This window comes from Pseudomonas sp. LBUM1646, assembly GCF_059716165.1.
The window spans coordinates 4,976,634-5,002,892 of the sequence record NZ_CP166810.1; the positions used below are offsets into that span (position 1 = coordinate 4,976,634).

Below are 26,259 nucleotides of genomic sequence, written 5' to 3' on the forward strand. Positions count from 1 at the left end.
AAAGATTGGGCGTTATGAAGTCTAAAATCGACATCCTGATGGTGATCGAGGGAGAGATTGCAACGACTCATTTGATTGAGCACGTGCTTTCTGCCTGTCTTCGCCACGGGATTGTCTATCGAAAGAAATTCCTCTCGGAACTTTTGATATCGGACATTCACAAATACACTATTCCGTTGTTCGTGCGCTGCGGTGATCCATCGCTCAGGCTTTGGATTGAGCGATTGCAGCATGCCAGACATCCGTACCTCTATTACATTGATGATAATTTCTGGAAAATCGAAGGCGATACACCGCTTGCCCTCTATTACCAGCATCCGCTAATCAGGCACAGCCTGGAAACTGCGGTCACGCATGCTTATAAAGTGCTGACCAACTCGGATCTTTTAGCCGAATTCCTTCGCCAACACAGTAGAACAGTTGAGGTCCTTCCCTCTTTCTTCGACTTCTCGCTTTTGCAATATCCGCCACAGCGACAACTCGATGAAATACGGGTGGGCTTCGCAGGTAGTTCGTCCAGGGAACAAGACCTCGAAATCATAAAACCGATAATTCAGCCGATTCTCGACAGTATCCCCAATGTGGTCTTCGAGTTTATCGGTGTGATGCCCGCAGATCTCAAGCCGAATGATCGAATCCGCTTTTTCCCTCACACGTCCGATTACGAAAACTTTATCCGCTTTAAAGAGGAGCGTCAGTGGTCAATTGGGCTGGCGCCACTTATTGACTCATATTCAAATCGCTGTAAGACGAATAATAAATACCGAGAATATTCGGCATGCCGAATAGCGGGAATCTATTCGGACTTGCCACCGTATCAGCGAGCAGTTACGCATGGTGAGACGGGACTGCTCGTCGAGCACACTGCAGATGCGTGGACATCAGCGATACGCCAGCTCATCTTGGATACGCCATTGCGAGAGAAAATCGCAAAGCAGGCGTATGACAATACTTTCGAAAAACACTGCGTGACGCGTGTATCGATTATTTGGGCTGAGCAATTCACCCTTGTGCATCGGCATATGAAATCAACGCGTGGTTATGCGCTAAGGGCAAACAACTTTCGCAGTTTCGTTGTTACGCGTTTTCTCCAGTTTGAGTCGCTATGGGTCAGAACTGCTAATATTTATGCCCAAGGTGGATTACGGCTTCTGACCATAAAGATCTTTAATCGAACCAAACTCTTTTTTTCGCGCAAGACATCTCTCTAAGGAAGCCACACGAGCTCCCCGCATTTATCAGGATCATAAATCATGAGAATTACAGTTTTTGGCACAGGTTACGTTGGATTGGTTACCGGTGCCTGCCTCGCTGATGTCGGACATTCAGTTATTTGTGTAGACATCGATAGCGCGAAGATCGAAGGCTTGAAGAAAGGCGTTATTCCGATTTATGAGCCCGGACTGGCAGATCTTGTCGTTCACAATCAGCGCCAAGGCAGACTTGCCTTCACGACAGATGCGAAAGAGGGCGTTGAGTTTAGCGATATTCAGATCATCGCAGTCGGAACCCCTCCCAGCGAAGACGGTTCGGCTGATTTACAGCACGTACTGGCTGTGGCCGAGACGATCGGCAGACATATGGGCAATTGCAAGATAGTCGTGAACAAGTCCACTGTACCGGTAGGAACGGCAGATAAAGTACATCTCGCGATTAAATCTGTACTGGCAGAACGAAAATTCGAAGTCGATTTTTATGTTTGTTCAAATCCTGAGTTTCTCAAGGAAGGTTCAGCCATAGACGACTTCAGTAAGGGCGCTCGCATCATCGTTGGCACCGACTCCGACTATGTCAAGACGACTATGCGTGAGTGCTATGCCCCGTACAGCCGTAATCATGACAAGATGATTTTTATGGATGTACGCTCCGCGGAACTCACTAAATACGCAGCTAATGCGATGCTTGCGACAAAAATCAGTTTTATGAATGAAATTGCTCAAATGGCCGAACGACTGGGCGCAGATATTGAGCAAATCAGACTCGGCATTGGCTCCGATCCTCGCATAGGTTTCCAGTTTATCTACCCAGGCTGCGGCTATGGGGGCTCGTGCTTTCCGAAAGATATCCAAGCCTTGGTCCGTACCGCCCACGCAATTGGCTACGATGCGGAACTGCTGAATGCCGTGGAGTCAGTCAATAATCGCCAGAAGAATGTATTGTTCGATAAGTTATCCCAAGCCTTTAATCATGATCTGGCTGGCAAGACAATTGCGGTCTGGGGACTTGCCTTCAAACCAAATACAGATGACATGCGCGCGGCTCCGAGCCGGAGCCTGATTGAATCAGTGTGGGCGGCAGGCGGTAAAGTTCAGGCATACGATCCAGCGTCTATGGAAGAAACGACACGCATTTATGGGAAACGTGACGATCTAAAGCTGGTTGGTAATCGCGAGCAAGCTGTCGACGGTGCCGACGCACTTGTAATCTGTACCGAATGGAAGCAGTTTCGCACTATTGATTTTAATTGGCTAAAGACGTGTTTGAAGTACCCCGTATTGGTCGACGGACGTAACTTGTTTGAGCCTGCCGCAGCCAAAGACGCGGGAATTATGTACTTCGCGATAGGCCGAGCCGACTCGATTCGCCAAGTATCGGCGCTCGATGGAGAACCCAATTGAAGATACTCGTAACAGGGGCTGCCGGATTCATCGGTTTCCACGTAAGCCGATATTTACTTGAGCGTGGAGATGAAGTTGTCGGCATTGACAATCTCAATGACTATTACGAAGTCTCTCTCAAAGAGGCGCGCCTCGCACAATTAACTTCGCGTCAAGGTTTTCGCTTCATACGCATGGATATTGCAGATCGAGAAGCTATGACCTCACTTTTCGAAGGCGAAGGTTTTGACAAGGTTGTCCATCTCGCAGCCCAAGCCGGTGTTCGTTATTCTCTGGAAAAACCTCATGCCTATGCCGACAGCAATCTGATTGGCTTCTTGAATGTTATTGAAGGCTGTCGCCATGGAGCAATCAAGCATCTCGTATATGCCTCATCTAGCTCGGTTTATGGCGCGAACGAGAGCATGCCGTTCGACGTACGTGACAACGTCGATCATCCTGTATCTCTCTATGCAGCGACCAAAAAAGCCAACGAACTGATGGCTCATTCTTACAGCCACCTCTATGGAATACCCACTACCGGCTTGCGATTCTTCACGGTGTACGGTCCGTGGGGAAGACCTGACATGTCGCCATTCCTGTTTGTCAGGGCCATTCTTGAGGGTAAACCGTTAAAGGTTTTCAACTATGGCAAACACCGCCGCGACTTTACCTACATCGACGATATTGTCGATGGAGTAGTACGGGTGCTTGACCAAGTTGCGAAATCAAATGCCGAATGGTCTGGACTTACACCTGATCCGGCGTCTAGTCGCGCCCCATGGAAAATCTACAATATCGGGAACAGCGAACCGGTTGAATTGCTGACTTACATCACTCAAATCGAAAATGCATTGGGCAAAACCACACATAAAGAGCTACTGCCGTTGCAACCGGGTGATGTAGAACATACTTACGCAGATGTCGGACAGCTGAAGGCCGATACCGGCTACGTACCCAGCACTCCCATAGAGCACGGCATTAAACAGTTCGTGAGCTGGTACAAGGACTTCTACCGCATCACAGACTAATGAGTGGCTCCAGCTGACACGGCAGCAGTCACCAAAAAGCAGGAATCGGCATTAGGGGCCGGCCTTCACAGGCCGTTCCCCTGCCACACCACCTGGCATGTGGGTCCGCACCGGGCGGTTCGAGAGATTGAGGTTATGAGAGAAGCACTAATCCCAGCCCGTCGAACCACGCGATATTAAGCACGCGGTTCAGATCAAGACGACTGTTATGCCACCTACTGCGCCACCTGGTTACTCGCGCCAAGTGCTCGCAGCACACGATACGTCGTCGTTCCACGCTTCCATTGTTTAAGCTGGATAGCTCGCAATCGGTGTCATATCCATTTGTCCAGTTCACGCCAGACGGCTGGGGTTTGCGAAAATCCGAATTAGGCTATCCAACCAAAAATGTAAGGTCTCAGTTCATCGACGATCTACTGCAAGCTACGACCATACGAGCGCCGGGTATAGCTTGAACTGCTTTTGCGACTTGTAAGGCGCTGCGCACTTGATCTCGTTTCGGGAGAGCCACAGTTCGTAGTCCAGGAACTTGCGACCAAACGCAGTCGCCACCGCACTCTTGTTCTCGTTGACACTCAAGTGCGGCTTTTCATACAGACGCCCCAGCAAGACCATGACTCGCTCGCCTGCCTTCCGGCTGCGAACATACACGTTCGTCGTCGGTATAGCGCACAAAACAATGGCATCGGCGTTCAAACTCCCGCTCCACTTCGTCCAGCAGCACGTTCGCCAGCAATGGCAATAACGGGCCGCCTTGCGGCGGCTTTTCTCGACTACACCATTGATCAGCGGTCCCGCATCCAGAAATGCGCAAATCAGCCTGACAACCGCCCGATCCTCGATCCGATTGTGTAAACGATCTATCAAAATGTCATGGTCGACCCGGTCGAAAAATCTCTCCAGATCAGCATCCACCACCACTTTGCGCCCCGAAGACACGTAGCGCAGCCGACAAGGAAGGGTCCTGTGCGCGGTGGCCCGGGCGAAAGCCGTAGCTGTGTTCACTGAAAGTCGAATCGAGTAATGGCTGCAGGACTTGTAGTAGCGCTTGTTAGATCAAACGGTCGATTACCGTCGGGATACCCAACTCGCATTGTCCGCCGTCAAGTTTGGGAATGACCACACGTCGCACGCGATTGGGTCGGTAGACACCTGAAAGAAGATGTTCACAAATCGCTGCCCACTGGGTTAACAAGTGTTCGGCGGTCTGTTCAATATCCAGACCATCGAATCCCGCTGCCCCCTTGTTGGCCGTGACCCGTTTCCACGCCCGTTTCAGTTTTTCTCTCGCAAAGACCCGTTCCCGCACCTCTTGCCCTGCGTTGTCGGATTTGTCTTGCGGGCGATTGACCTCGTCGCTGACGGGAAACCTCACGGCTTCACCGCTCGCTATCTCCTACTATGGCCTCTGTTGAATTCTCGCTCCGGTTCGCACCGTCGCCCTTTCAGACATAAGGTGAAATCTCGCCCCAGGTAAGAACGCAATATTTCACCACACAGCCGCTGGACTTACACAGTCTGATCCTTGGCCACAAGAGCTTCGCTTCCTCCCCACACTCGGTCGCCCTCATGTAGTTGTGCCTCACTTCGTTCGCTGTGGTCTGCTTACAGAGCACACAAAAAAGGGCGACCGAAGTCGCCCTTTTTCTATGGTCTGACAGAACTTAGTTCTGTTTTTCCATTTGTGCACGCAACAGGTCGCCCAGAGTGGTAGGACCAGCAGCAGGTTCCGAAGTCGCTGGCTTGTCGCGCAGGCTTTGGATTGCTTCTTTCTCTTCAGCATCGTCTTTCGACTTGATGGAGAGCTGGATTACGCGGCTCTTGCGGTCAACGCTGATGATCTTGGCTTCTACTTCCTGGCCTTCTTTCAGAACGTTGCGCGCGTCTTCAACGCGGTCACGGCTGATTTCGGAGGCTTTCAGAGTCGCTTCGATATCGTCGGCCAGAGTGATGATGGCGCCTTTAGCGTCAACTTCCTTCACGATGCCTTTAACGATTGCGCCTTTATCGTTCTCTTGAACGTACTCGGAGAACGGATCGCTTTCCAGTTGCTTGATACCCAGGGAGATGCGCTCGCGCTCTGGGTCAACCGACAGGATAACGGTGTCCAGCTCGTCGCCCTTCTTGAAGCGGCGAACGGCTTCTTCGCCCACTTCGTTCCAGGAGATGTCGGACAGGTGAACCAGACCGTCGATGCCGCCGTCCAGACCAATGAAGATACCGAAATCGGTGATCGACTTGATGGTGCCGGAGATTTTATCGCCCTTGTTGAACTGGCCAGAGAAATCTTCCCATGGGTTAGATTTGCACTGCTTGATGCCGAGGGAGATACGACGACGCTCTTCGTCGATGTCCAGAACCATAACTTCCACTTCGTCGCCGACTTGTACGACTTTCGAAGGGTGGATGTTCTTGTTGGTCCAGTCCATTTCGGAAACGTGTACCAGGCCTTCAACGCCTTCTTCCAGCTCAGCGAAGCAGCCGTAGTCGGTCAGGTTGGTTACACGAGCGGTAACGCGAGTGCTTTCTGGGTAACGGGCTTTGATAGCAACCCATGGATCTTCGCCCAGTTGCTTGAGGCCCAGGGAAACACGATTGCGTTCGCGATCGTACTTCAGAACCTTGACATCAATCTCGTCGCCAACGTTGACGATTTCGGAAGGATGCTTGATACGCTTCCAAGCCATGTCGGTAATGTGCAGCAGGCCATCGACGCCACCCAGATCGACGAATGCGCCGTAATCGGTGAGGTTCTTGACGATACCTTTGACTTGTTGGCCTTCCTGCAAGGATTCCAGCAGAGCTTCGCGCTCGGCGGAGTTCTCGGCTTCCAGGACGCTACGACGGGAAACGACAACGTTGTTGCGTTTCTGGTCGAGTTTGATGACCTTGAATTCCAGCTCTTTGCCTTCCAGGTGCGTGGTGTCGCGCACTGGACGAACGTCAACCAGAGAACCTGGCAGGAACGCACGGATGCCGTTAACGTCGACAGTGAAGCCGCCTTTAACCTTACCGTTGATAACGCCCTTGACCACTTCTTCGGCTGCGAAGGCTGCTTCCAGAACAATCCAGCATTCAGCGCGCTTGGCTTTTTCACGGGACAGCTTGGTTTCACCAAAGCCGTCTTCAACCGAGTCCAGAGCAACGTGAACTTCGTCACCGACGTTGATAGTCAGTTCGCCAGCATCGTTGTAGAACTGCTCAAGCGGGATGAGTGCTTCAGACTTCAGGCCAGCGTGAACGGTTACCCAGCGAGCTTGGTAATCGATATCAACGATAACACCGGTGATGATGGAGCCTGCCTGAAGGTTCAGGGTTTTTAGGCTTTCTTCAAAGAGTTCCGCAAAGCTTTCGCTCATTTTAATTCCTGTTGAATAAGGGCGAAGGATACGCCCATCTCCACATCCCAGACGACGTGGGTTACGTTCATTAGAAGAAGCATCGCAAGACTATGACTGGTCCCCTGCGAAGCTTCTTGGTCACCCGGCGATATCGCGAATGGCGATTTCACTCATGATGCGTTCCAGCACCTGATCGATGGATAATTCCGTGGAATCCAGCTGTATGGCGTCAGCCGCCGGTTTGAGCGGGGCTACCGCTCGCTGGGTGTCACGCTCATCGCGGACACGTATCTCATCTAGCAGACTCGACAGACTAACACCATCGACTTTGCCCTTCAACTGCAAGTATCGACGGCGCGCACGCTCTTCGGCACTGGCAGTCAGGAATATCTTCAGCGGCGCGTCCGGAAAAACCACGGTGCCCATGTCGCGGCCATCAGCCACCAGGCCCGGTGGCTCCTGAAACGCCCGCTGGCGTTGCAGCAGCGCGTCGCGCACCGCCGGCAGCGCAGCAACCTGGGAGGCCCAGGCGCCAACCTGTTCGTTGCGCAGATCATCAGTGACATCGTCACCTTCAAGGATGATTCGCTGCGGATGACCTTCGGTCGCGCCGACGAACTGCACGTCCAGATGAGCGGCCAACAGCTTCAGCGACTCTTCATTGGTCAGATCGACACCATGATTGCGCGCCGCGAATGCCAGCAGACGATAAAGCGCACCGGAATCCAGCAGGCACCAACCCAGGCGCTTGGCCAGAATCCCGGCAATAGTGCCCTTGCCCGAACCGCTAGGGCCGTCGATGGTGATGACCGGTGGCTTGATAATCACGACTGAGCCTCTTGTGCAACACGAATACCGACCTGCGCGCACAGCGCGAGGAAATTCGGGAACGAAGTCGCGACGTTGGCACAGTCATGGATGCGGATCGGCGCCGTGGCGCGCAATGAAGCCACGCTGAAGGCCATCGCGATCCGGTGATCGCCGTGACCATGCACTTCGCCGCCGCCGATCAGGCCGCCGTCGATGATGATGCCGTCCGGGGTTGGCTCGCACTTGACGCCCAACGCCAGCAAGCCATCGGCCATGACCTGGATCCGGTCCGATTCCTTGACCCGCAGCTCTTCGGCGCCGCGCAGCACGGTGCGCCCTTCGGCACAGGCCGCGGCCACAAACAGCACCGGGAACTCGTCGATGGCCAGAGGTACCAGCGCTTCGGGAATCTCGATACCCTTGAGTTTAGCTGCTCGCACGCGCAGGTCGGCTACAGGCTCGCCACCCACTTCACGCTGGTTTTCCAGGGTGATGTCGGCGCCCATCAGACGCAGGATGTCGATCACGCCAGTCCGGGTCGGGTTAATACCGACGTGTTCAAGCACCAGCTCCGAACCTTCGGCAATTGACGCCGCGACCAGGAAGAACGCCGACGACGAGATGTCACCCGGCACTTCGATGTGGGTCGCGGTCAGTTTGTGGCCGGACTCGACCGACGCGGTAGCGCCGTTGACGGTCACCGGGTAGCCGAAGCCACGCAGCATGCGCTCGGTGTGGTCGCGGGTCGGTGCCGGCTCGGTGACGGTGGTCTTGCCTTCAGCGTACAGACCCGCCAGCAGCAGGCAGGATTTAACCTGGGCGCTGGCCATCGGCATGGTGTAGGTCAGGCCTTTGAGCTTGTTGCCGCCACGAATGGTCATCGGCGGACGACCTTCTGCGGCGGTCTCGATCACGGCACCCATCTCACGCAGCGGATTGGCTACGCGATTCATCGGACGCTTGGACAGAGAAGCATCACCGGTCAGGGTGCTGTCGAAGCTCTGCGCAGCCAACAGGCCGGACAGCAGACGCATCGAGGTGCCGGAGTTGCCCAGATAGATCGGACCCGGCGCAGGCTTCAGGCCATGCAGGCCGACGCCGTGAATGGTCACGCGACCGTGGTGCGGACCTTCGATCACGACACCCATGTCACGGAAGGCTTGCAAGGTCGCCAGGGCATCTTCGCCCTCGAGAAAACCTTCCACTTCGGTGGTGCCTTCGGCCAGGGAGCCGAGCATGATCGAGCGGTGGGAAATCGATTTGTCGCCCGGTACACGAATCCGCCCAGTCAGGCGGCCACCAGGTTGTCCCAGGAAAATCAGGTCGTTGGAATTCATAGCGTCCACATATGCCCGGCGGGCCAGGATTTTACTGAAATGTTCGCGAGCAACCCGGGCGCGAGTGAACACGCCCAACAATTGGTGCCCATCCCCTGCATCGACCGCGTCGCGCAAGGCGTCGAGGTCACTGCGAAATGTATCGAGTGTGCGCAGGACAGCTTCGCGGTTGGCGAGGAAGATGTCGTGCCACATCACCGGGTCGCTTCCGGCGATTCTTGTGAAATCGCGAAAACCGCCCGCAGCGTAACGGAAGATCTCAAGATTTTCATTGCGCTTGGCCAACGAGTCGACCAAACCGAACGCCAGCAAGTGCGGCAAATGGCTGGTTGCCGCCAACACTTCGTCATGGCGCTCGACCTGCATATGCTCGACATCGGCGCCTAATTCGCGCCACAAACGGTCAACCACGGCCAGGGCTGCCGGATCGGTTTGATCCAGCGGTGTCAAAATCACTTTATGGCGACGGAACAACTCGGCATTGGAGGCTTCCACCCCGCTCTGCTCGGAGCCGGCAATCGGATGCCCCGGCACGAAACGCGCCGGCATGCCGCCAAATGCTTCGGTGGCCGCACGCACCACGTTGCCTTTGGCGCTGCCGACGTCGGTCAGGATCGCTTGCCCCAGGTCCATGCCCGCCAAACGGACAAGCATTTTTTCCATGGCAAGAATCGGCACGGCCAGTTGAATCACGTCGGCGCCCTGGCAAGCAACGGCCAGGTCTTCTTCGCAACGATCCACTACGCCCAGCTCAACCGCCAGCTTGCGCGACTGCGGATCGAGATCGACCCCAACCACTTCGCGGCACAGGCCACTTTCGCGCAAACCCTTGGCAAACGAACCACCGATCAACCCCAGACCGACCACCACCAGGCGCCCGATCATAGGTTCAGCAGATTGCAGTGCAGTGACATCAACCACGAGCCAGAACCTTGGTCAGCGCCTCAAGGAAGCGACTGTTTTCAGCCGGCAGACCGATGGTGATGCGTAAGTGGTTCGGCATGCCGTAATTGGCCACCGGACGCACGATCACGCCTTCGCGCAGCAGGCCCTGGAAGACTGGCGCAGCGACCTGCCCCAGATCGACGCAGATGAAGTTGCCTTTGGACGGAATCCAGCTCAACCCCAGCTCACGGAAACCCGCTTGCAGTTGCAGCATGCCGGCTTCGTTCAGGCGACGGCTTTCAGCCAGGTATTCGGCGTCCTGCAGTGCAGCGCACGCGGCGGCCAGGGCCAGGCTGTTGACGTTGAACGGTTGGCGCACGCGGTTCAGCACATCGGCCACCACAGCGGTGGACAAGCCATAACCGACCCGCAGCGCCGCCAGACCATAGGCCTTGGAGAAGGTGCGCGAAACCAGCAGGTTCGGATAGGCCGCGAGGAAGTCCAGGCCATCCGGCAAGTCGCTGCCTTCGGCGTATTCGATGTAGGCCTCATCCAGCACCACCAGCACATGCGCCGGGACGTCCTGGAGGAATTCGTCCAGCGCTTCGGCACCGAACCAGGTCCCGGTCGGGTTGTTCGGGTTGGCGATGAACACGACTCGGGTGTCGGCATCGATCGCGGCCAGCATGGCCGGCAGGTCGTGGCCCCAGTCTTTGGCTGGGATAACACGCGCGTCAGCACCCACGGCCTGGGTCACGATCGGGTAAACCGCGAACGCATGCTCGCTGAACACAGCATTCAGGCCCGGGGCCAGATAAGCGCGCGCGACCAGTTCCAGAATGTCGTTGGAACCGTTGCCCAGCGTTACTTGATTGAGCTCGACGCGGCACTGCTCGGCCAGCAGGGTCTTGAGCGCAAAACCGTTGCCATCGGGATAGCGGGTCAGCTCGGCCAATTCTTCACGAATCGCGGCCAGAGCCTTGGGACTGGCGCCCAACGGGTTTTCATTGCTCGCCAGTTTGACGATTTTCGCCGGATCGATGTCCAGCTCGCGCGCCAGTTCATCCACAGGCTTGCCCGGAACGTACGGCGAAAGTTGTTGCACGCCCGGCTGTGCCAGAGCGAGGAAGTCACCACTCATTTGCTACCCCTTAGAGAACTGCTTTCGGGTAGGAACCCAGCACTTTGAGTGCTACTGCTTCCTGACTGATCTTTTCCAGCACACCTTTGATCAACGGATCGCGGTGGTGGCCGACGAAGTCGATGAAGAACACGTAGGTCCATTTACCGCTGCGCGACGGACGGGTCTCGATCCGTGTCAGATCGATGCCGTTGTCGTGAAACGGCACCAGCAACTCGTGCAGCGCGCCGGGTTTGTTGCTCATGGAGACGATGATCGATGTCTTGTCGTCGCCGGTCGGCGGCACTTCCTGGCTGCCGATCATCAGGAAGCGCGTGGAGTTGTCCGGGCGATCCTCGATTTTCTCGGCCAGACGGGTCAACCCGTACAGGCCTGCGGCCATGTCGCCGGCAATCGCCGCCGAGTTCCACTCACCCTTGACCCGCTTGGCCGCTTCGGCGTTGCTGGACACCGCCACGCGCTCGACATTCGGGTAATGGGCGTCCAGCCACTTGCGGCACTGGGCCAGGGACTGGGCGTGGGAATAGATGCGGCTGATGCTGTCGGTCTTGGTGTTTTCACCGACCAACAGGTGATGGTGAATCCGCAGCTCGACTTCGCCACAGATCACCATGTCGTGTTCGAGGAAGCTGTCGAGGGTGTGGTTGACCGCGCCTTCGGTGGAGTTTTCCACCGGGACCACGCCAAAATTCACCGCGCCGGCCGCCACTTCACGGAACACTTCGTCGATCGCCGCCATCGGCTTGCTGATCACGGCGTGGCCAAAATGCTTCATCGCCGCGGCCTGGGTAAACGTACCTTCAGGGCCGAGGTAAGCCACTTTCAGCGGCTGCTCGAGGGCCAGGCACGAGGACATGATTTCGCGGAACAACCGCGCCATCTCTTCGTTGCCCAACGGGCCCTGGTTACGCTCCATCACGCGCTTGAGCACCTGAGCTTCACGCTCAGGACGATAGAACACCGGCACTTCGCCTTCGGCCAGCGAGGCCATCTTTACTCGCGCAACTTCCTGGGCGCAGCGTGCACGTTCGCTGATCAGCTCCAGGACTTTGGTGTCCAGGGCATCAATGCGAACGCGCAGCGCCTTGAGTTCTTGCTCAGACATTAGCCGTGTTCCTTCTCGAACTCTGCCATGTACGAAATCAGTGCGTTGACCGCAACGATGTCGACGGCGTTATAGATGGAGGCGCGCATGCCGCCCACGGAACGGTGACCCTTGAGGTTCAGCAGGCCACGTTCGTCGGCGCCGACCAGGAACGGCTTGTCCAGACGATCGTCGGCCAGACGGAACGGCACGTTCATCCACGAGCGATCCGACTTGTTGATCGGGTTGCTGTACAGGCCGCTGGCGTCGATGAAATCGTACAGCGTGCGCTGCTTGACTTCATTGAGCTTGCCGATGGCCTCAACACCACCCTGCTCTTTCAGCCACTCGAATACCAGACCCGATAAGTACCAGGCCAGGGTTGGCGGCGTGTTGTACATCGAGCCGTTATCAGCCGCGACCTTGTAGTTGAGCATGGTCGGGCACAGGGAACGGGCGTGACCGAGCAGGTCTTCGCGGATGATGTTCACCAGGATGCCGCTCGGGCCAATGTTTTTCTGGGCGCCGGCGTAGATCATGCCGAAACGCGAGATATCCACGGGGCGCGAGAGGATGTCCGAAGACATGTCGGCGACCAGCGGAATATCACCGGTTTCCGGGATCCAGTTGAATTCCAGGCCGCCGATGGTTTCGTTCGGCGCGTAGTGAACGTAGGCCGCGTCTTTCGACAGGCTCCATTCGTTCTGACCGGGAATGGCGAAATAGTCGTAAGGCTTGGCGGTCGCGGCGACGTTGACGTGGCCGTAGCGCGAAGCTTCTTCGATGGCTTTCTGCGACCAGATACCGGTATCGATATAGTCGGCAGAGCCGCCTTCAGGCAACAGGTTCAGCGGAATCTGAGCAAATTGCTGGCTGGCGCCGCCCTGCAGGAACAGCACTTTATAGTTCGAGGGAATATTCAGCAGATCACGCAGATCCTGCTCGGCCTTGGTGGCGATGGACACAAACTCATCACTGCGATGGCTCATTTCCATGACCGACAGGCCCTTGCCGTGCCAATCGAGGAGTTCACCCTGAGCGCGCTTCAGGACAGCTTCAGGCAGCGCCGCAGGACCGGCACAGAAGTTATAGGCTCTCTTGCTCACATCCAATCTCGCTCTGATTTGGTGGTATCACGCAATAAACTGAAAATTCTGAAATTCTGAAATTCTGAAATTCTGTAGGAGCTGTCGAGTGAAACGAGGCTGCGATCTTTTCCTGGATCCTACAAAGCAAGATCAAAAGATCGTAGCCTCGTTTCACTCGACAGCTCCTACGGCTCCTACATTCCATATTCAAACAGGAGAAACAAGAAGGGGCGAATTCTCATCCGCCCCCTGTTTACCCGATTATTCCTGTGGCTCTTCGTCGGCTGCGGCGTCGAGTTGCTGGTCTTCGGCAACGTCGTCGATCACGACCTCACCGTCGAACACTGCACCTTCTTCGCCCTCTTCACCTTCGAGCTCTTCGCCCTCGACTTCCGACGGCTCCTGAACCCGCTCCAGACCGACCAGCGTTTCGTCGCTGGCGAGTTTGATGAGGGTCACACCCTGAGTGTTACGACCCAGGCTGGAGACTTCGTCGACACGGGTACGAACCAGTGTGCCCTGGTCGGAAATCAGCATGATTTCCTCGCCGTCGAGCACCTGGACGGCACCGACCAGACGGCCGTTGCGATCGTTGCTGACCATGGCGATAACGCCCTGACCGCCACGCTTGTACTCAGGGAACTCGGTGATCGCCGTACGCTTGCCGTAACCACGGGCAGACGCGGTGAGGATCTGGCTGCCTTCTTCCGGGATCAGCATGGAAATCAGCTTCTGGCCTTCCGGCAGACGCATGCCGCGGACACCGCGAGCGGTACGGCCCATGGCGCGAACGTCAGTTTCCTTGAAGCGCGTTACCTTGCCGCCGTCGGAGAACAGCATGACTTCGCGGCTGCCATCGGTAATGGAAGCAGAAATCAGCACGTCGCCTTCGTCCAGCTCCAGCGCGATCAGACCAACGCTGCGTTGACGGCTGAAGGATTCCAGCGGGGTCTTCTTCACGGTGCCTTTGGCGGTCGCCATGAAGATGAAGTGACCTTCGGTGTATTCATCAACCGGCAGCATGGTGGTGATGTATTCATCACTGTCCAGCGGCAGCAGGTTGACCAGCGGACGACCACGGGCAGCGCGGGACGCTTCCGGGATTTCGTAGGTTTTCAGCCAGTACACTTTGCCTTTGCTGGAGAACAGCAGCAGCGTGGTGTGGCTGTTGGCGACCAGCAGGTGAGCGATGTAGTCCTCATCCTTCACGCCAGTGGCCGATTTGCCTTTACCGCCACGACGCTGAGCCTGATACGCAGCCAAAGGCTGGGTCTTGGCGTAGCCACCGTGGGAGATGGTCACGACGCGCTCTTCTTCCGGGATCATGTCACCCAGGGTCAGGTCGAGACGGGCATCGAGAATTTCGGTGCGGCGCACGTCGCCGTATTCGGCGCGGATCACTTCCAGTTCTTCGCGGATCACTTCCATCAGGCGCGTGGCGCTGCTGAGGATGCGGATCAGCTCGCCGATCTGGTTGAGGATCTCTTGATACTCGGCCAGCAGCTTCTCGTGTTCCAGACCGGTCAAACGGTGCAGACGCAGCTCCAGAATGGCTTGTGCCTGTTCTGGCGAGAGGAAGTACTTGCCTTCACGCAGGCCGTATTGCGGGTCCAGGGTTTCCGGACGGCAGGAATCGGCACCGGCACGCTCAACCATCGCGACCACGGCGGAAGATTCCCACGCGGTCTTGATCAGCGCTTCCTTGGCTTCCGACGGCGTCGGCGAAGCCTTGATCAGGGCGATGACCGGGTCGATGTTCGACAGGGCAACCGCTTGACCTTCCAGGATGTGGCCACGTTCGCGGGCTTTACGCAGCTCGAACACGGTACGGCGGGTAACCACTTCGCGACGGTGACGAACGAAGGCTTCCAGCAGGTCCTTGAGGTTCAGGATCCGTGGACGGCCGTCGATCAGCGCAACGATGTTGATACCGAACACCGCCTGCAACTGAGTCTGGGCGTAGAGGTTGTTGAGGATCACCTCAGGCACTTCGCCACGACGCAGCTCGATCACGACGCGCATACCGTCCTTGTCGGACTCGTCGCGCAGTTCGGTGATGCCTTCCAGCTTCTTCTCTTTTACCAGCTCGGCGATCTTCTCGATCAGACGGGCCTTGTTCAGCTGGTAAGGCAGTTCGGTGATGACGATCTGCTGACGACCACCGACCTTGTCGATGTCTTCAATCATCGAGCGGGCACGCATGTAAATGCGCCCGCGACCGGTACGGTAGGCTTCGATGATGCCGGCGCGACCGTTGATGATCGCGGCGGTCGGGAAGTCCGGACCCGGGATGTATTGCATCAGCTCATCGATGGTCAACTCAGGGTTGTCGATGAGGGCCAGGCAACCGTCGATGACTTCACCGAGGTTGTGCGGCGGGATGTTAGTCGCCATGCCCACGGCGATACCGCTCGAGCCGTTGACCAGCAGGTTGGGAATACGGGTCGGCATGACCGCCGGGATCATTTCGGTGCCGTCGTAGTTCGGCACCCAGTCCACGGTTTCTTTGTGCAGGTCAGCCAGCAGCTCGTGCGCCAGCTTGGTCATGCGCACTTCGGTGTATCGCATGGCGGCGGCGTTGTCGCCGTCCACGGAACCGAAGTTGCCCTGACCGTCTACCAGCAGGTAACGCAGCGAGAATGGCTGCGCCATCCGAACGATGGTGTCGTACACCGCGGTATCACCGTGAGGGTGATACTTACCGATCACGTCACCGACAACACGGGCAGATTTCTTGTACGGCTTGTTGAAGTCGTTGCCCAGCTCGCTCATCGCGAACAGCACACGCCGGTGCACGGGCTTCAAGCCATCGCGCGCATCCGGCAGTGCCCGCCCGACAATTACGCTCATCGCGTAGTCGAGGTAGGACTGCTTCAGCTCGTCTTCGATATTGACCGGGAGGATTTCTTTGGCCAGTTCGCCCATGAGAAGCCTGATTCCTTTTTCTGGTGAAACTTCGTCACATCCATATGGGACGAACGAAGCTCGCCGACGCAGGCTGAGTGCCATGCACCGACTTACGACAAATCAACGAGTTATGCCATGGATCTGCGCAGTAAAGACAACCCCGCGGGACTGCCTCGGAAAACGCCGGATGTTATCACAAGAGCCGCCACGCACCTATCCCCCTGATGCGCATGGAGCATAGTTAGTTGACCGGTGACAGGCTTAACGGGGACGAGAGAGGCTTAGAGCCGTCACAACCCTCTATTCGCAAGCAGAATATGGGACAGCAGGGACGAGAGATCGAGTCATGGTTCATCGCGGGCAAGCTTTACTCCTACAGGAATGTGGAACCTGTAGGCGCGAGGCGTGCCCGCGAAGGCGTTTTAACTGACAACAAATACCGTCAATGCAGGCGCTTGCGACACATCAACTGCGCCATTTTCGCCGTATCCGGTCGCTCGACGATGCCCTTCTCGGTGACGATCGCATCGATCAGATCCGCCGGGGTCACGTCGAACACCGGGTTGAAGGCCTCGACATCGGCCCCGACCCGCTGACCACCCACATCCAGCAGTTCGCTGCCGGCGCGTTCTTCGATAGGAATGTCGTCGCCACTGGCCAGGCTCATATCGATGGTCGAGCTCGGCGCCACCACCATGAACCGCACACCGTGGTGCATGGCGCTCACCGCCAGTTGATAGGTGCCGATCTTGTTGGCCACATCGCCATTCGCGGTGATCCGGTCAGCGCCGACGATCACCCAGGTAATGCCTTTGGTTTTCATGATGTGCGCGGCGGCGGCGTCGGCATTAAGGGTCACTGGAATGCCTTCATTGGCCAGCTCCCACGCGGTCAGCCGCGAACCTTGCAGCCACGGGCGGGTTTCGTCGGCGTAGACGCGCTCGACCATGCCTTCGATGAAGGCGCCGCGAATCACCCCCAGCGCCGTGCCGAAACCGCCGGTGGCCAGGGCGCCGGTGTTGCAGTGAGTGAGGATTGCCTGGGCATTGCCTTGATGCTTGCGGATCAGGTCCACACCCAACTGCGCCATGGTCAGGTTGGCCTCGCGATCACTTTCGTGAATGGCGATGGCCTCTGCCTCCAGAGCCGCCAGAGGGTCTGCATCTTCCTTCAGGCGATCCAGGCGATCACGCATGCGACTCAAGGCCCAGAACAGGTTCACGGCCGTTGGACGGGAATCGGCCAGCAATGCGTAATCCTCTTCCCACGCGGCCTGCCAGTCACCGCCCTCGGCAATACGGGCGCGGGCTGAAAGCACCATGGCATACGCGGCACTGATGCCAATCGCCGGCGCGCCGCGCACCACCATCGAGCGAATGGCCTCGGCCACGCCAGCAGCGCTGGTGTAGGCGATCCAGGTTTCCTCGAATGGCAAAATCCGCTGATCCAGCAGGTACAGGGCGCCATCACGCCAATCGATGGCCTTAACCTTCTCCGCAGCCAACAGTCGATCGCGCATCCCACACCCCGCACTCATGAACAAAAGCCGCCGATTATAGCGATCCCCCCGCGAAGACGCTCGGGTATACTTCGCCATCCTTTACAAAAGCACTGGAACCGACCCTCGATGCCGAAACCTGCCGTTGCGCTCGACTTATTATTGCTGCCGACCTGGCTGGTACCCGTCGAACCCGCTGGCGTGGTTCTCAAAGAGCACGGCCTGGGCATTCGCGACGGTCGCATCGTGTTTATCGGCCCGCGTGCCGAAGCGCTGAAGTGTAACGCGACAGAAGTCCGCGAGCTGCCGGATGTTCTGCTCGCCCCCGGCCTGATCAACGCCCACGGTCACGCGGCGATGACGCTGTTCCGTGGCCTGGCCGACGATCTGCCGCTGATGACCTGGCTGGAAAACCACATCTGGCCGGCCGAGGCCAAGTGGGTCGATGAAGACTTCGTGCGCGATGGCACGGACCTGGCGATCGCCGAGCAGATTAAAGGTGGCATCACCTGTTTCTCTGACATGTATTTCTTCCCGAAGGTTGCCAGCGAGCGGGTTCATAACAGCGGCATTCGCGCACAAATCGCCATTCCGATCCTTGATTTCCCGATTCCTGGTGCCGCTACAGCGGATGAAGCCATTCGTCAGGGCGTTGAACTGTTCGGCGATCTCAAGCACCACGAGCGCATCAAAATCACCTTCGGCCCCCATGCACCCTACACCGTGGGCGACGAAAATCTGGAGAAAATCCGGGTGATCGCCGAAGAGCTGGACGCAGCGATTCACATGCACGTCCACGAAACCGCCTTCGAAGTGCAGCAATCAGTGGAACAGCGCGGCGAACGCCCGCTAGCCCGCCTCGGGCGCCTGGGTTTGCTAGGGCCACGCTTCCAGGCGGTTCACATGACCCAGATCAGCGATGAAGACCTGGCCTTGCTGGTAGAAAGCAACACCAATGTGATTCATTGCCCGGAATCGAACCTGAAGCTGGCCAGCGGTTTCTGCCCGGTGGAACGCTTGTGGCAAGCCGGGGTGAACGTCGCCGTCGGCACCGATGGCGCGGCCAGCAACAATGACCTGGACCTGCTCGGCGAAACCCGCACCGCCGCGTTACTGGCCAAGGCTGTCGCCGGCTCGGCCACGGCGCTGGACGCCCACCGTGCGTTGCGCATGGCCACCCTCAACGGTGCCCGCGCGCTGGGCATCGAGGCTGAAGTCGGCTCGCTGGAAATCGGCAAGGCTGCGGACATCGTCGCCTTCGACCTGTCCGGTCTCGCCCAGCAACCGATCTACGACCCGGTTTCGCAGCTTATCTACGCCACCGGTCGCGACTGTGTGAAACACCTTTGGGTCGCCGGCAAGCAACTGCTCGACGACCAGCGCCTGACGCGTCTGGATGAAGCACAACTCTGCGCCACGGCCAAGGCCTGGGGCCAACGCATCAGCGGCCACACCGAATCGTAAGCACCCCGGGCGTAAACCTGGGGCAACAGGATTTTTCAAGTTTTAGAGGACTTAAACCATGAGCAACGTCGACTACGCCGAAATCGCCAAATTCGAAGCCCTGGCTCACCGCTGGTGGGACCGTGAAAGCGAGTTCAAACCGCTGCACGACATCAACCCGTTGCGGGTCAACTGGATTGACGAACGGGTCAACCTGGCCGGCAAGAAAGTCCTCGACGTCGGTTGCGGCGGCGGCATCCTCAGCGAAGCCATGGCCCAGCGCGGTGCCACTGTCATGGGCATCGACATGGGCGAAGCACCGCTGGCGGTCGCGCAACTGCATCAGCTGGAATCCGGCGTGAGCGTCGAATACCGCCAGACCACCGCCGAAGCCCTGGCCGAAGAAATGCCCGAGCAGTTCGACGTGGTTACCTGCCTGGAAATGCTCGAACACGTGCCGGACCCGTCCTCGGTGATCCGCGCCTGCTTCCAGATGGTCAAGCCCGGCGGGCAGGTGTTCTTCTCCACGATCAACCGCAACCCGAAGGCGTACCTGTTCGCCATCATCGGTGCCGAATACATCATGAAGCTGCTGCCGCGCGGCACTCACGATTTCAAGAAATTCATCCGCCCGTCCGAACTGGGTGCCTGGAGCCGCATGGCCGGCCTGACCGTCAAGGACATCATCGGCCTGACGTACAACCCGCTGACCAAGCACTACAAACTGGCGGCCGACGTGGACGTCAACTACATGATCCAGACCCTGCGCGAGGAGTAAGCCGATGCGAATCAGAGCAGTCCTTTTCGACATGGACGGCACCCTGCTCGACACTGCGCCGGACTTCATTGCTATCTGCCAGGCAATGCGCGCCGATCGCGGCCTGCCACCGATGAACGACCAGCACATTCGCGACGAGATCTCCGGCGGCGCCAAGGCGATGGTTGCGGTAACGTTTTCCATGGACCCGGAATCACCGGGGTTCGAGGAGTTGCGCCTGGAGTTCCTGGAGCGTTACCTCGTGGGTTGCGCGGTTCACAGCAAACTCTTCGACGGCATGGGTGAACTGCTGGCCGACATCGAGAAGGCCAACCTGATCTGGGGCGTGGTCACCAACAAGCCGCTGCGGTTTGCCGAACCGATCATGCAACAGCTTGGATTGGCCAAGCGTTCGGCGCTGCTGATCTGCCCGGATCACGTGAAGAACAGCAAACCGGACCCTGAGCCGTTGATCCTCGCCTGCAAGATGCTCGAACTGGACCCCGCCAGCGTGTTGTTTGTCGGTGATGATCTGCGCGATATCGAGTCGGGGCGCGATGCCGGCACCAAGACCGCCGCCGTGACCTACGGCTACATCCATCCGGACGATAACCCGCGGCATTGGGGCGCGGATGTGGTGGTCGATCATCCGCTGGAGTTACGTAAGGTGCTTGATAGCGCGCTGTGTAGTTGCTGAGCGGCGACGCGGAGCGTCACTGGCTGCATTCCCACGCGGAGCGTGGGAACGATCTAACTCTCGTAGAGGTTTTTTATGTTTGATTATTCCGCCCGCCCTGAATTGCTCAAGGACCGGGTCATTCTGGTCACCGGCGCTGGCCGTGGTATCGGCGCCGCCGCCGCGAAAACCTACGCGGCCCATGGTGCCACCGTGCTGTTGCTGGGCAAGACCGAAGCCAACCTGACTCAGGTCTACGACGAAATCGAAGCCGCCGGTCATCCACAACCGGCCGTGATTCCCTTTAACCTGGAAACCGCCCTGCCCCATCAATACGATGAGTTGGCGGCGATGATCGAGACTGAATTCGGCCATCTCGACGGCTTGCTGCACAATGCGTCGATCATCGGCCCGCGCACGCCGATCGAGCAGTTGTCCGGCGAAAACTTCATGCGCGTCATGCACATCAATGTCAACGCCATGTTCATGCTCACCAGCACTCTGCTGCCGTTGCTCAAGCTATCCCAGGACGCTTCGGTGGTATTCACCTCCAGCAGCGTCGGACGCAAGGGTCGGGCGTACTGGGGCGCTTATGGCGTCTCCAAGTTTGCTACCGAAGGGCTGATGCAAACCCTGGCCGATGAAGTCGACACCGTGGCACCGGTGCGCTCAAACAGCATCAACCCCGGCGCCACCCGCACCAGCATGCGTGCCCAGGCCTATCCGGGGGAGAACCCGCTGAACAACCCGGCGCCTGAGGAGATCATGCCGGTCTACCTGTACCTGATGGGTCCGGACAGCACGGGCATCAACGGCCAGGCCTTTAATGCCCAGTAACGCCCGCACGTCGCATTTGTGCCGCGACATTTAACCGTCGCGGCACGCAACAACCGCTGCAACCTCCACCCTTTCCAGTCAAACAAATGCCGCCGGATCCGCCGACATTTTCAAAGCAGCGCTCTAATCCGATGATTTAGAACGGCTTTTATTCAAATGAACCGAATGGCACGACTTTCGCTCTAATTTTGTTCAGACACGCCGTGTGAAAGCAGCTGGCAGTCGCGCCTGAGTCGATAGGTACTTATCTTCGACAAAGCGGACTAAACTCGTACCAAATGTCCTACGGGACTGATGGACCAGTATGACGCGCAGCCCAAAGCCGCTCTCACCCAGCCTGTAAGACAGCCTTACTGCTTAGGGGCTCACGCCATATGAAATCACCTTCCCAGACCAACGCAATTGACTTCGATAGCGCCAAATTGCAACGCCTGGGCTTTGGTCAGCAGCCTCCTCTCCTGGAGCGGCCAGTCAGTCTCGCGCAATTGCGCCAGCAACTGGGCCAACAGCTGCAAACCAGTCTTGAGCCGCAACGCATTCTCGGGCTCTTTTTCCGCGAAATTCAACGCCTTGTTCCTCTGGATGCCTTGAGCTATCAGCACAAGGCCAGTGACTTACGCCTGGAATTCGGTCAGCGCGGTCATCACTCGGTCAGCTATAGCCTGAGCCACGAAGGTGAACATCTGGGTGAACTGGTGTTCCGCCGCAATAAACGCTTCAACGAACAGGAACAGGGCAATCTGGAGTCGCTGCTGTCTGCGCTGCTCTATCCGATGCGCAACGCCCTGCTTTACCGTGCAGCGACCCAAAGCGCCTTGCGTGACCCGCTCACCGACACCGGCAACCGTGTTGCCATGGACCAGACCCTGCAACGGGAAATCGAAATGTCGCGGCGGCATTTACAACCGTTGTCGTTGCTGATGCTGGATATCGACCACTTCAAACGCGTCAATGACAGCCACGGGCACAGCGCCGGCGATGAAGTGCTCAAAGCGGTTGCCGCTTCGATCAAGGGCCAGTTGCGTAACGTGGACATGGTGTTCCGGTTTGGCGGCGAGGAGTTTTTGATTTTACTGTCGAACACCACTCGGGAAGCGGCGGCCATGGTTGGCGAACGTTTGAGGTTTGCGGCACAGGCCCAGGACTATCAAGCCGATGGCCATTCAATCGAGCTGACCGTCAGTCTTGGTTGCTCGACCCTGCTGCCCGGCGAATCTGCCGAAAGCCTGTTGCGCCGAGCCGACAGCGCGTTGTACGTGGCCAAGCGCGAGGGGCGTAATCGCCTGGCGATGGCGGGTTGAGCCCGTGAGGGCTCATGTAGGAGCTGGCGAAGCCTGCGATCTTTTGGCGACCTTGAGACCGCAGAGGATCAAGATCAAAAGATCGCAGCCTGCGGCAGCTCCTACAGGGTTTGATTACCTTTAGCTTTCAGCCAGCGCCATCCGCTCACGCGCTACCGGCACCCGCTCCGCGTGTTCCTGCTGCATGCAGCGCTCCAGGAACAGGAACATGTAGTCGTAGCTCTTGCACACGGCCTGGCGCAATTCCACTTGCAAGGATTTGCTCGGGTGCATGCCCGCCAGGGTGCAGATAATTTCCAGCGCTTCCCACGGGTGGGCGTCATCGTACTGGGCGTGCATCTTCAGCCACTTCATCGCCCGCTTGCGATCTTCCTCAGGGAAGGCCGCCGCGTAGAGCCCACTGGAACAAACCAGCGCCGACCACTCCCCGGTCGCACCTTCAATGGCGTAGTTGGTGGCAGCGATGGCCACGATCAGCGAATCCGCCGAACTGGTGTGCCAGCACCAGTGGCTCAAGGCATGAAGCTCAGGGGCAACCTGTTGCGCTTGCAGATCTTCCAGGCTGACACCATGCGCCCGACTCCAGTGCACCCAGTAATCGGCGTGGTTCAGCTCGACGCGAATGTTACGCATCAGCCAGCGTCGCGCCATGTCTTCGCCGGGGTGGCGGGCAAAACGGGTCTTGGTGAGATTTTGTGCCATATACAACGCGAACTGCTCGACCACCGGCCAGCCACCTATCAGGTACTGACGCATAGTCTTGGCGCTGAGTTTGTTATCTCGCATGCGCTGATACAGTTCGTGTTCGACAACCCGGCGTTTGCTCTCGCTGCAATCCTGGATCAGTTGCTGAGCCCAGGCGGGATAACTTGCAGCTTCCATGAGTGGTCCGGTTCGGTTGAATGTGTCGATCACTGTTCGGCTCCTTTTGATTTGTGATTGTAAGGATCAGCAAGAGATTTCAACGGAACGTGCCAGGCGCCTTGAATAACAGCGGTTGCGGTCTGGCGGGACGACTTTGCAAACTGTCACAGGTAAACAACTGCGGGCGTTCGATGACATACCCTTGAGCGTAATCCACACCGATTTCGAGCAATGCCTGCTCGATCTGGGGTGTCTCGACAAACTCGGCAATAGTGCGCTTACCCATGACATGGCCGATGTGGTTTATCACCTCGACCATTGCGCGGTTAATCGGGTCGTCCAGCATATCCTTTACGAAACTCCCATCGATCTTCAAGAAGTCTACAGGTAAATGTTTCAAGTAAGCGAACGAGGACATTCCGGCGCAAAAGTCATCAAGTGAGAAGTGGCAACCTAAACCTTTGAGTTCATTAATAAATCTGATTGCACTTCCCAGATTCGAAATAGCGCTGGTTTCTGTAATTTCAAAACAAATCATTTCAGGAGGAATAGCGTAAGTAACAAACTGTTCACGCAAGAAGTCCAGGAACGCCTCATCTCCGATAGTAATACCTGACAGATTAATCGCACACATGGCCAACGGACCTTTGCGCTGTTCGGCAATACATTGGGCAATGATCTTGAAGACGTTCTCCACTACCCAGCGATCCAGCGACGTCATCAAGCCATAACGCTCGGCGGCCGGAATGAAACTGTCGGGCAAAATCATCCGCCCGGCCTCGTCATGCAGACGCAGCAGTATTTCGATGTGTCCGCCCTGTTCGATATGCCCCAGCGGCGCAATTTCCTGGGCGTACAGGCAGAAGCGGTTCTCTTCCAGCGCCATGTGCAAACGCTGGACCCAGGCCATTTCTCCGAAACGCAGGGACAGTTCCGAATCGTCGGCATGGTAGACCTGAACCCGGTTGCGGCCCTTTTCCTTGGCCATGTAACAGGCCATATCGGCGGCACGCAGCGAGGTTTCGAGGGTCGTCGGCGTCTGGGCGACATGCACCAGGCCGATGCTCACGGTGGTCAGGAACGGCCGCCCCTTCCACACAAAGTGCAGGTTTTGCACAGTCTGGCGCAGCACCTCGGCGATTTTTTCCGCATGCTCCGGCGCACAGTTCTCCAGCAGGATGCCGAACTCGTCACCGCCCAGCCGGGCCAGGGTGTCGCCTTCGCGCAAACCGGATTGCAGCAACGCGCAGATATGCCGCAGCAGCTCATCGCCCGCCGCATGGCCGCAGGTGTCGTTGACCAGTTTGAATTGGTCGAGGTCGAGGAACATCAAGGCATGCCGCCCAGGCTGGCGCGTCAGGTTGTGCAGCGCTTGCTCCAGGCGATATTCGAACTCGCGGCGGTTGGCCAGCCCGGTCAAGGCGTCGTGGGTGGCCTGCCAGGACAGGTTGGCGATGTATTGCCGTTCCTGGGTCATGTCGTGTAGCACCAGCACCGTACCACTGACTTTACCGGCGTTGCGGATCGGCGCGCCGACCAGGGTCACCGACACCGTGCTGCCGTCCAGGCGCTGGATCAGCTTGGAATGCTCGCTGCCGCCGCTGAGCTGGCCACTCAAGATGTGCTCGATCAAGGTAAAGCCGTCGGCCTGGGCATTCTCGTCCAGCAGATTGAACAACGCCGCCAGCGGTAACCCGGTGGCCTGCTCGGCTTTCCAGTGGGTCATGGCCTCGGCGGCCGGGTTCATGTAGGCAATCGCCCCTTCGACATCCGTGGTGATCACGCCATCGCCAATCGACTGCAAAGTGATCTGCGCCCGGTCCTTCTCCAGTTGCAGGGCCTCGGCAAAGGCATGTCGCTGCTTGAGCAGCTTGTGGGTGCGCAGCAATGCCAGCACGATCAACCCCAGCGCGGTGGCCAGGTTGGTCACCAGCAACAGCCGCAGAATCACCCGCGAACCCTCGCCCAGCGCATCGCTGAACGCCTTGGCAGCTGGGGTTACACCGTCGTTTATGGCAAAAATCTGATCCTTCCAGCGCTTGATATCGACCACGTTGGCCTGATTGTCGACCACATGCTGGTGCATCTCCCGAGCGACGTCATCCAGTCGCACCAGATAAGAGTCGCCCACCGTCCAGAGATCAATGGCTTTTTCCAGATAACTGAAATGCCGGAAGTTCAAGTACAGCCAGATAACGCTGGAAACGTCGTCCGGATGGTTACCCCCCTTGAGAATCCCCAGCCGTGCGGCTTCGAGGTCCGGCGGCTGCTTATCCAGTGCCACGCGCAACTCATGCCCGCCCTGGGGCACGGCAATCGCGTTCTGGTATTTGAGGAAGATCGTCTCGTCGCGGCTGTCGGCGTAGAGATTGAGGTAATAAATGGCGTCCTTCTGGCCCTTGGACCAAAGGCTTTCCCCGGCCACATAGCCACGAACCGCCGACAGCACATACAGGCTGACGCCGCCGAGCAACGCTTGAAACAGCACGACGGCGATAAACGGCCAGACGATGCCCAACAATCGTGGCGTTCCGAGAGTCCGTTTTGGCTTCATGAGGTCCCTTGCATAGGTACTGCCCTGATCATCATCCAGATCTGACCACTCCCGCAAGACTAGGAGGCGTTCCCTGTCCCCGCAAGGAGACGCCTGCTCCCGACGTGG

The 26,259-nt window shown here is 57.6% G+C and carries 20 protein-coding genes; 8 read left to right on the plus strand and 12 right to left on the minus strand.

What is annotated here, in order from left to right:
• Positions 1 to 14 precede the first annotated feature (14 nt).
• The 3 genes from ACA071_RS22600 to ACA071_RS22610 are packed head-to-tail and all read left to right on the plus strand — an operon-like array spanning position 15 to position 3,628.
• Positions 15 to 1,211, plus strand: a complete 1,197-nt coding sequence (locus ACA071_RS22600) for a glycosyltransferase (protein WP_497641201.1) — start codon at positions 15 to 17, stop codon at positions 1,209 to 1,211.
• Positions 1,212 to 1,253: 42 nt separating this feature from the next.
• Complete coding sequence (locus tag ACA071_RS22605) at positions 1,254 to 2,618, plus strand: UDP-glucose dehydrogenase family protein (RefSeq protein WP_497641202.1); 1,365 nt, start codon at positions 1,254 to 1,256, stop codon at positions 2,616 to 2,618.
• Entirely contained in the window at positions 2,615 to 3,628 is a 1,014-nt protein-coding gene (locus ACA071_RS22610) for an NAD-dependent epimerase (RefSeq protein ID WP_497641203.1), read from the plus strand. The genes ACA071_RS22605 and ACA071_RS22610 overlap by 4 nt, the downstream gene beginning before the upstream one ends.
• Before the next feature lie 423 nt (positions 3,629 to 4,051).
• Here ACA071_RS22610 and ACA071_RS22615 read toward each other — a convergent pair whose 3' ends face one another.
• The 10 genes from ACA071_RS22615 to mtnA form a co-directional block, all read right to left on the minus strand.
• Positions 4,052 to 4,543: a hypothetical protein gene (locus ACA071_RS22615; protein ID WP_497641204.1), complete on the minus strand. Its 492-nt coding sequence runs from the start codon at positions 4,541 to 4,543 to the stop codon at positions 4,052 to 4,054.
• 136 nt (positions 4,544 to 4,679) lie between these two features.
• Positions 4,680 to 5,003, minus strand: coding sequence for a hypothetical protein (locus ACA071_RS22620; protein WP_497641205.1), 324 nt, complete (start codon positions 5,001 to 5,003; stop codon positions 4,680 to 4,682).
• Between the two features lie 289 nt (positions 5,004 to 5,292).
• Entirely contained in the window at positions 5,293 to 6,987 is a 1,695-nt protein-coding gene (rpsA, locus tag ACA071_RS22625; protein WP_123406822.1) for a 30S ribosomal protein S1, read from the minus strand.
• Positions 6,988 to 7,107: 120 nt separating this feature from the next.
• Positions 7,108 to 7,797 (minus strand): (d)CMP kinase, encoded by a 690-nt coding sequence (gene cmk / locus ACA071_RS22630; protein ID WP_054051914.1) that lies wholly within the window; start codon positions 7,795 to 7,797, stop codon positions 7,108 to 7,110.
• Positions 7,794 to 10,001: a bifunctional prephenate dehydrogenase/3-phosphoshikimate 1-carboxyvinyltransferase gene (locus ACA071_RS22635; protein WP_497645372.1), complete on the minus strand. Its 2,208-nt coding sequence runs from the start codon at positions 9,999 to 10,001 to the stop codon at positions 7,794 to 7,796. The genes cmk and ACA071_RS22635 overlap by 4 nt, the downstream gene beginning before the upstream one ends.
• Before the next feature lie 28 nt (positions 10,002 to 10,029).
• Positions 10,030 to 11,142, minus strand: coding sequence for a histidinol-phosphate transaminase (gene hisC / locus ACA071_RS22640; protein ID WP_497641206.1), 1,113 nt, complete (start codon positions 11,140 to 11,142; stop codon positions 10,030 to 10,032).
• 10 nt (positions 11,143 to 11,152) lie between these two features.
• Positions 11,153 to 12,247: a prephenate dehydratase gene (pheA, locus tag ACA071_RS22645; RefSeq protein WP_028620536.1), complete on the minus strand. Its 1,095-nt coding sequence runs from the start codon at positions 12,245 to 12,247 to the stop codon at positions 11,153 to 11,155.
• Positions 12,247 to 13,332: a 3-phosphoserine/phosphohydroxythreonine transaminase gene (gene serC / locus ACA071_RS22650; protein ID WP_497641207.1), complete on the minus strand. Its 1,086-nt coding sequence runs from the start codon at positions 13,330 to 13,332 to the stop codon at positions 12,247 to 12,249. The genes pheA and serC overlap by 1 nt, the downstream gene beginning before the upstream one ends.
• 243 nt (positions 13,333 to 13,575) lie before the next feature.
• Positions 13,576 to 16,239 (minus strand): DNA gyrase subunit A, encoded by a 2,664-nt coding sequence (gyrA, locus tag ACA071_RS22655; protein WP_123510133.1) that lies wholly within the window; start codon positions 16,237 to 16,239, stop codon positions 13,576 to 13,578.
• A gap of 424 nt (positions 16,240 to 16,663) precedes the next feature.
• Positions 16,664 to 17,740 (minus strand): S-methyl-5-thioribose-1-phosphate isomerase, encoded by a 1,077-nt coding sequence (gene mtnA, locus ACA071_RS22660; RefSeq protein WP_497641208.1) that lies wholly within the window; start codon positions 17,738 to 17,740, stop codon positions 16,664 to 16,666.
• Between the two features lie 108 nt (positions 17,741 to 17,848).
• Here mtnA and ACA071_RS22665 point away from each other — a divergent pair, with 108 nt between their 5' ends.
• The 5 genes from ACA071_RS22665 (at position 17,849) to ACA071_RS22685 (ending at position 22,733) form a co-directional block, all read left to right on the plus strand.
• Positions 17,849 to 19,183 carry a TRZ/ATZ family hydrolase gene (locus ACA071_RS22665; RefSeq protein WP_497641209.1) on the plus strand — a complete coding sequence of 445 codons (1,335 nt, stop codon included), beginning with the start codon at positions 17,849 to 17,851 and terminating at the stop codon, positions 19,181 to 19,183.
• Between the two features lie 58 nt (positions 19,184 to 19,241).
• Positions 19,242 to 19,940, plus strand: a complete 699-nt coding sequence (gene ubiG, locus ACA071_RS22670; protein ID WP_497641210.1) for a bifunctional 2-polyprenyl-6-hydroxyphenol methylase/3-demethylubiquinol 3-O-methyltransferase UbiG — start codon at positions 19,242 to 19,244, stop codon at positions 19,938 to 19,940.
• Positions 19,941 to 19,944: 4 nt separating this feature from the next.
• On the plus strand, positions 19,945 to 20,616 hold the full coding sequence (mupP, locus tag ACA071_RS22675) for an N-acetylmuramic acid 6-phosphate phosphatase MupP (protein WP_497641211.1): 672 nt from the start codon (positions 19,945 to 19,947) through the stop codon (positions 20,614 to 20,616).
• A gap of 75 nt (positions 20,617 to 20,691) precedes the next feature.
• Complete coding sequence (locus tag ACA071_RS22680) at positions 20,692 to 21,432, plus strand: YciK family oxidoreductase (protein ID WP_497641212.1); 741 nt, start codon at positions 20,692 to 20,694, stop codon at positions 21,430 to 21,432.
• 374 nt (positions 21,433 to 21,806) lie between these two features.
• Positions 21,807 to 22,733: a GGDEF domain-containing protein gene (locus ACA071_RS22685; protein WP_497641213.1), complete on the plus strand. Its 927-nt coding sequence runs from the start codon at positions 21,807 to 21,809 to the stop codon at positions 22,731 to 22,733.
• Positions 22,734 to 22,853: 120 nt separating this feature from the next.
• Here the strand turns inward: ACA071_RS22685 and ACA071_RS22690 are convergent, their stop codons facing one another.
• Together ACA071_RS22690 and ACA071_RS22695 are read right to left on the minus strand one after the other, a co-directional pair.
• The gene (locus ACA071_RS22690; RefSeq protein WP_497641214.1) at positions 22,854 to 23,615 is read right to left on the minus strand and encodes an iron-containing redox enzyme family protein; all 762 of its coding nucleotides are present in this window, start codon (positions 23,613 to 23,615) and stop codon (positions 22,854 to 22,856) included.
• A gap of 79 nt (positions 23,616 to 23,694) precedes the next feature.
• On the minus strand, positions 23,695 to 26,151 hold the full coding sequence (locus ACA071_RS22695; RefSeq protein WP_497641215.1) for an EAL domain-containing protein: 2,457 nt from the start codon (positions 26,149 to 26,151) through the stop codon (positions 23,695 to 23,697).
• Positions 26,152 to 26,259: the final 108 nt, after the last annotated feature.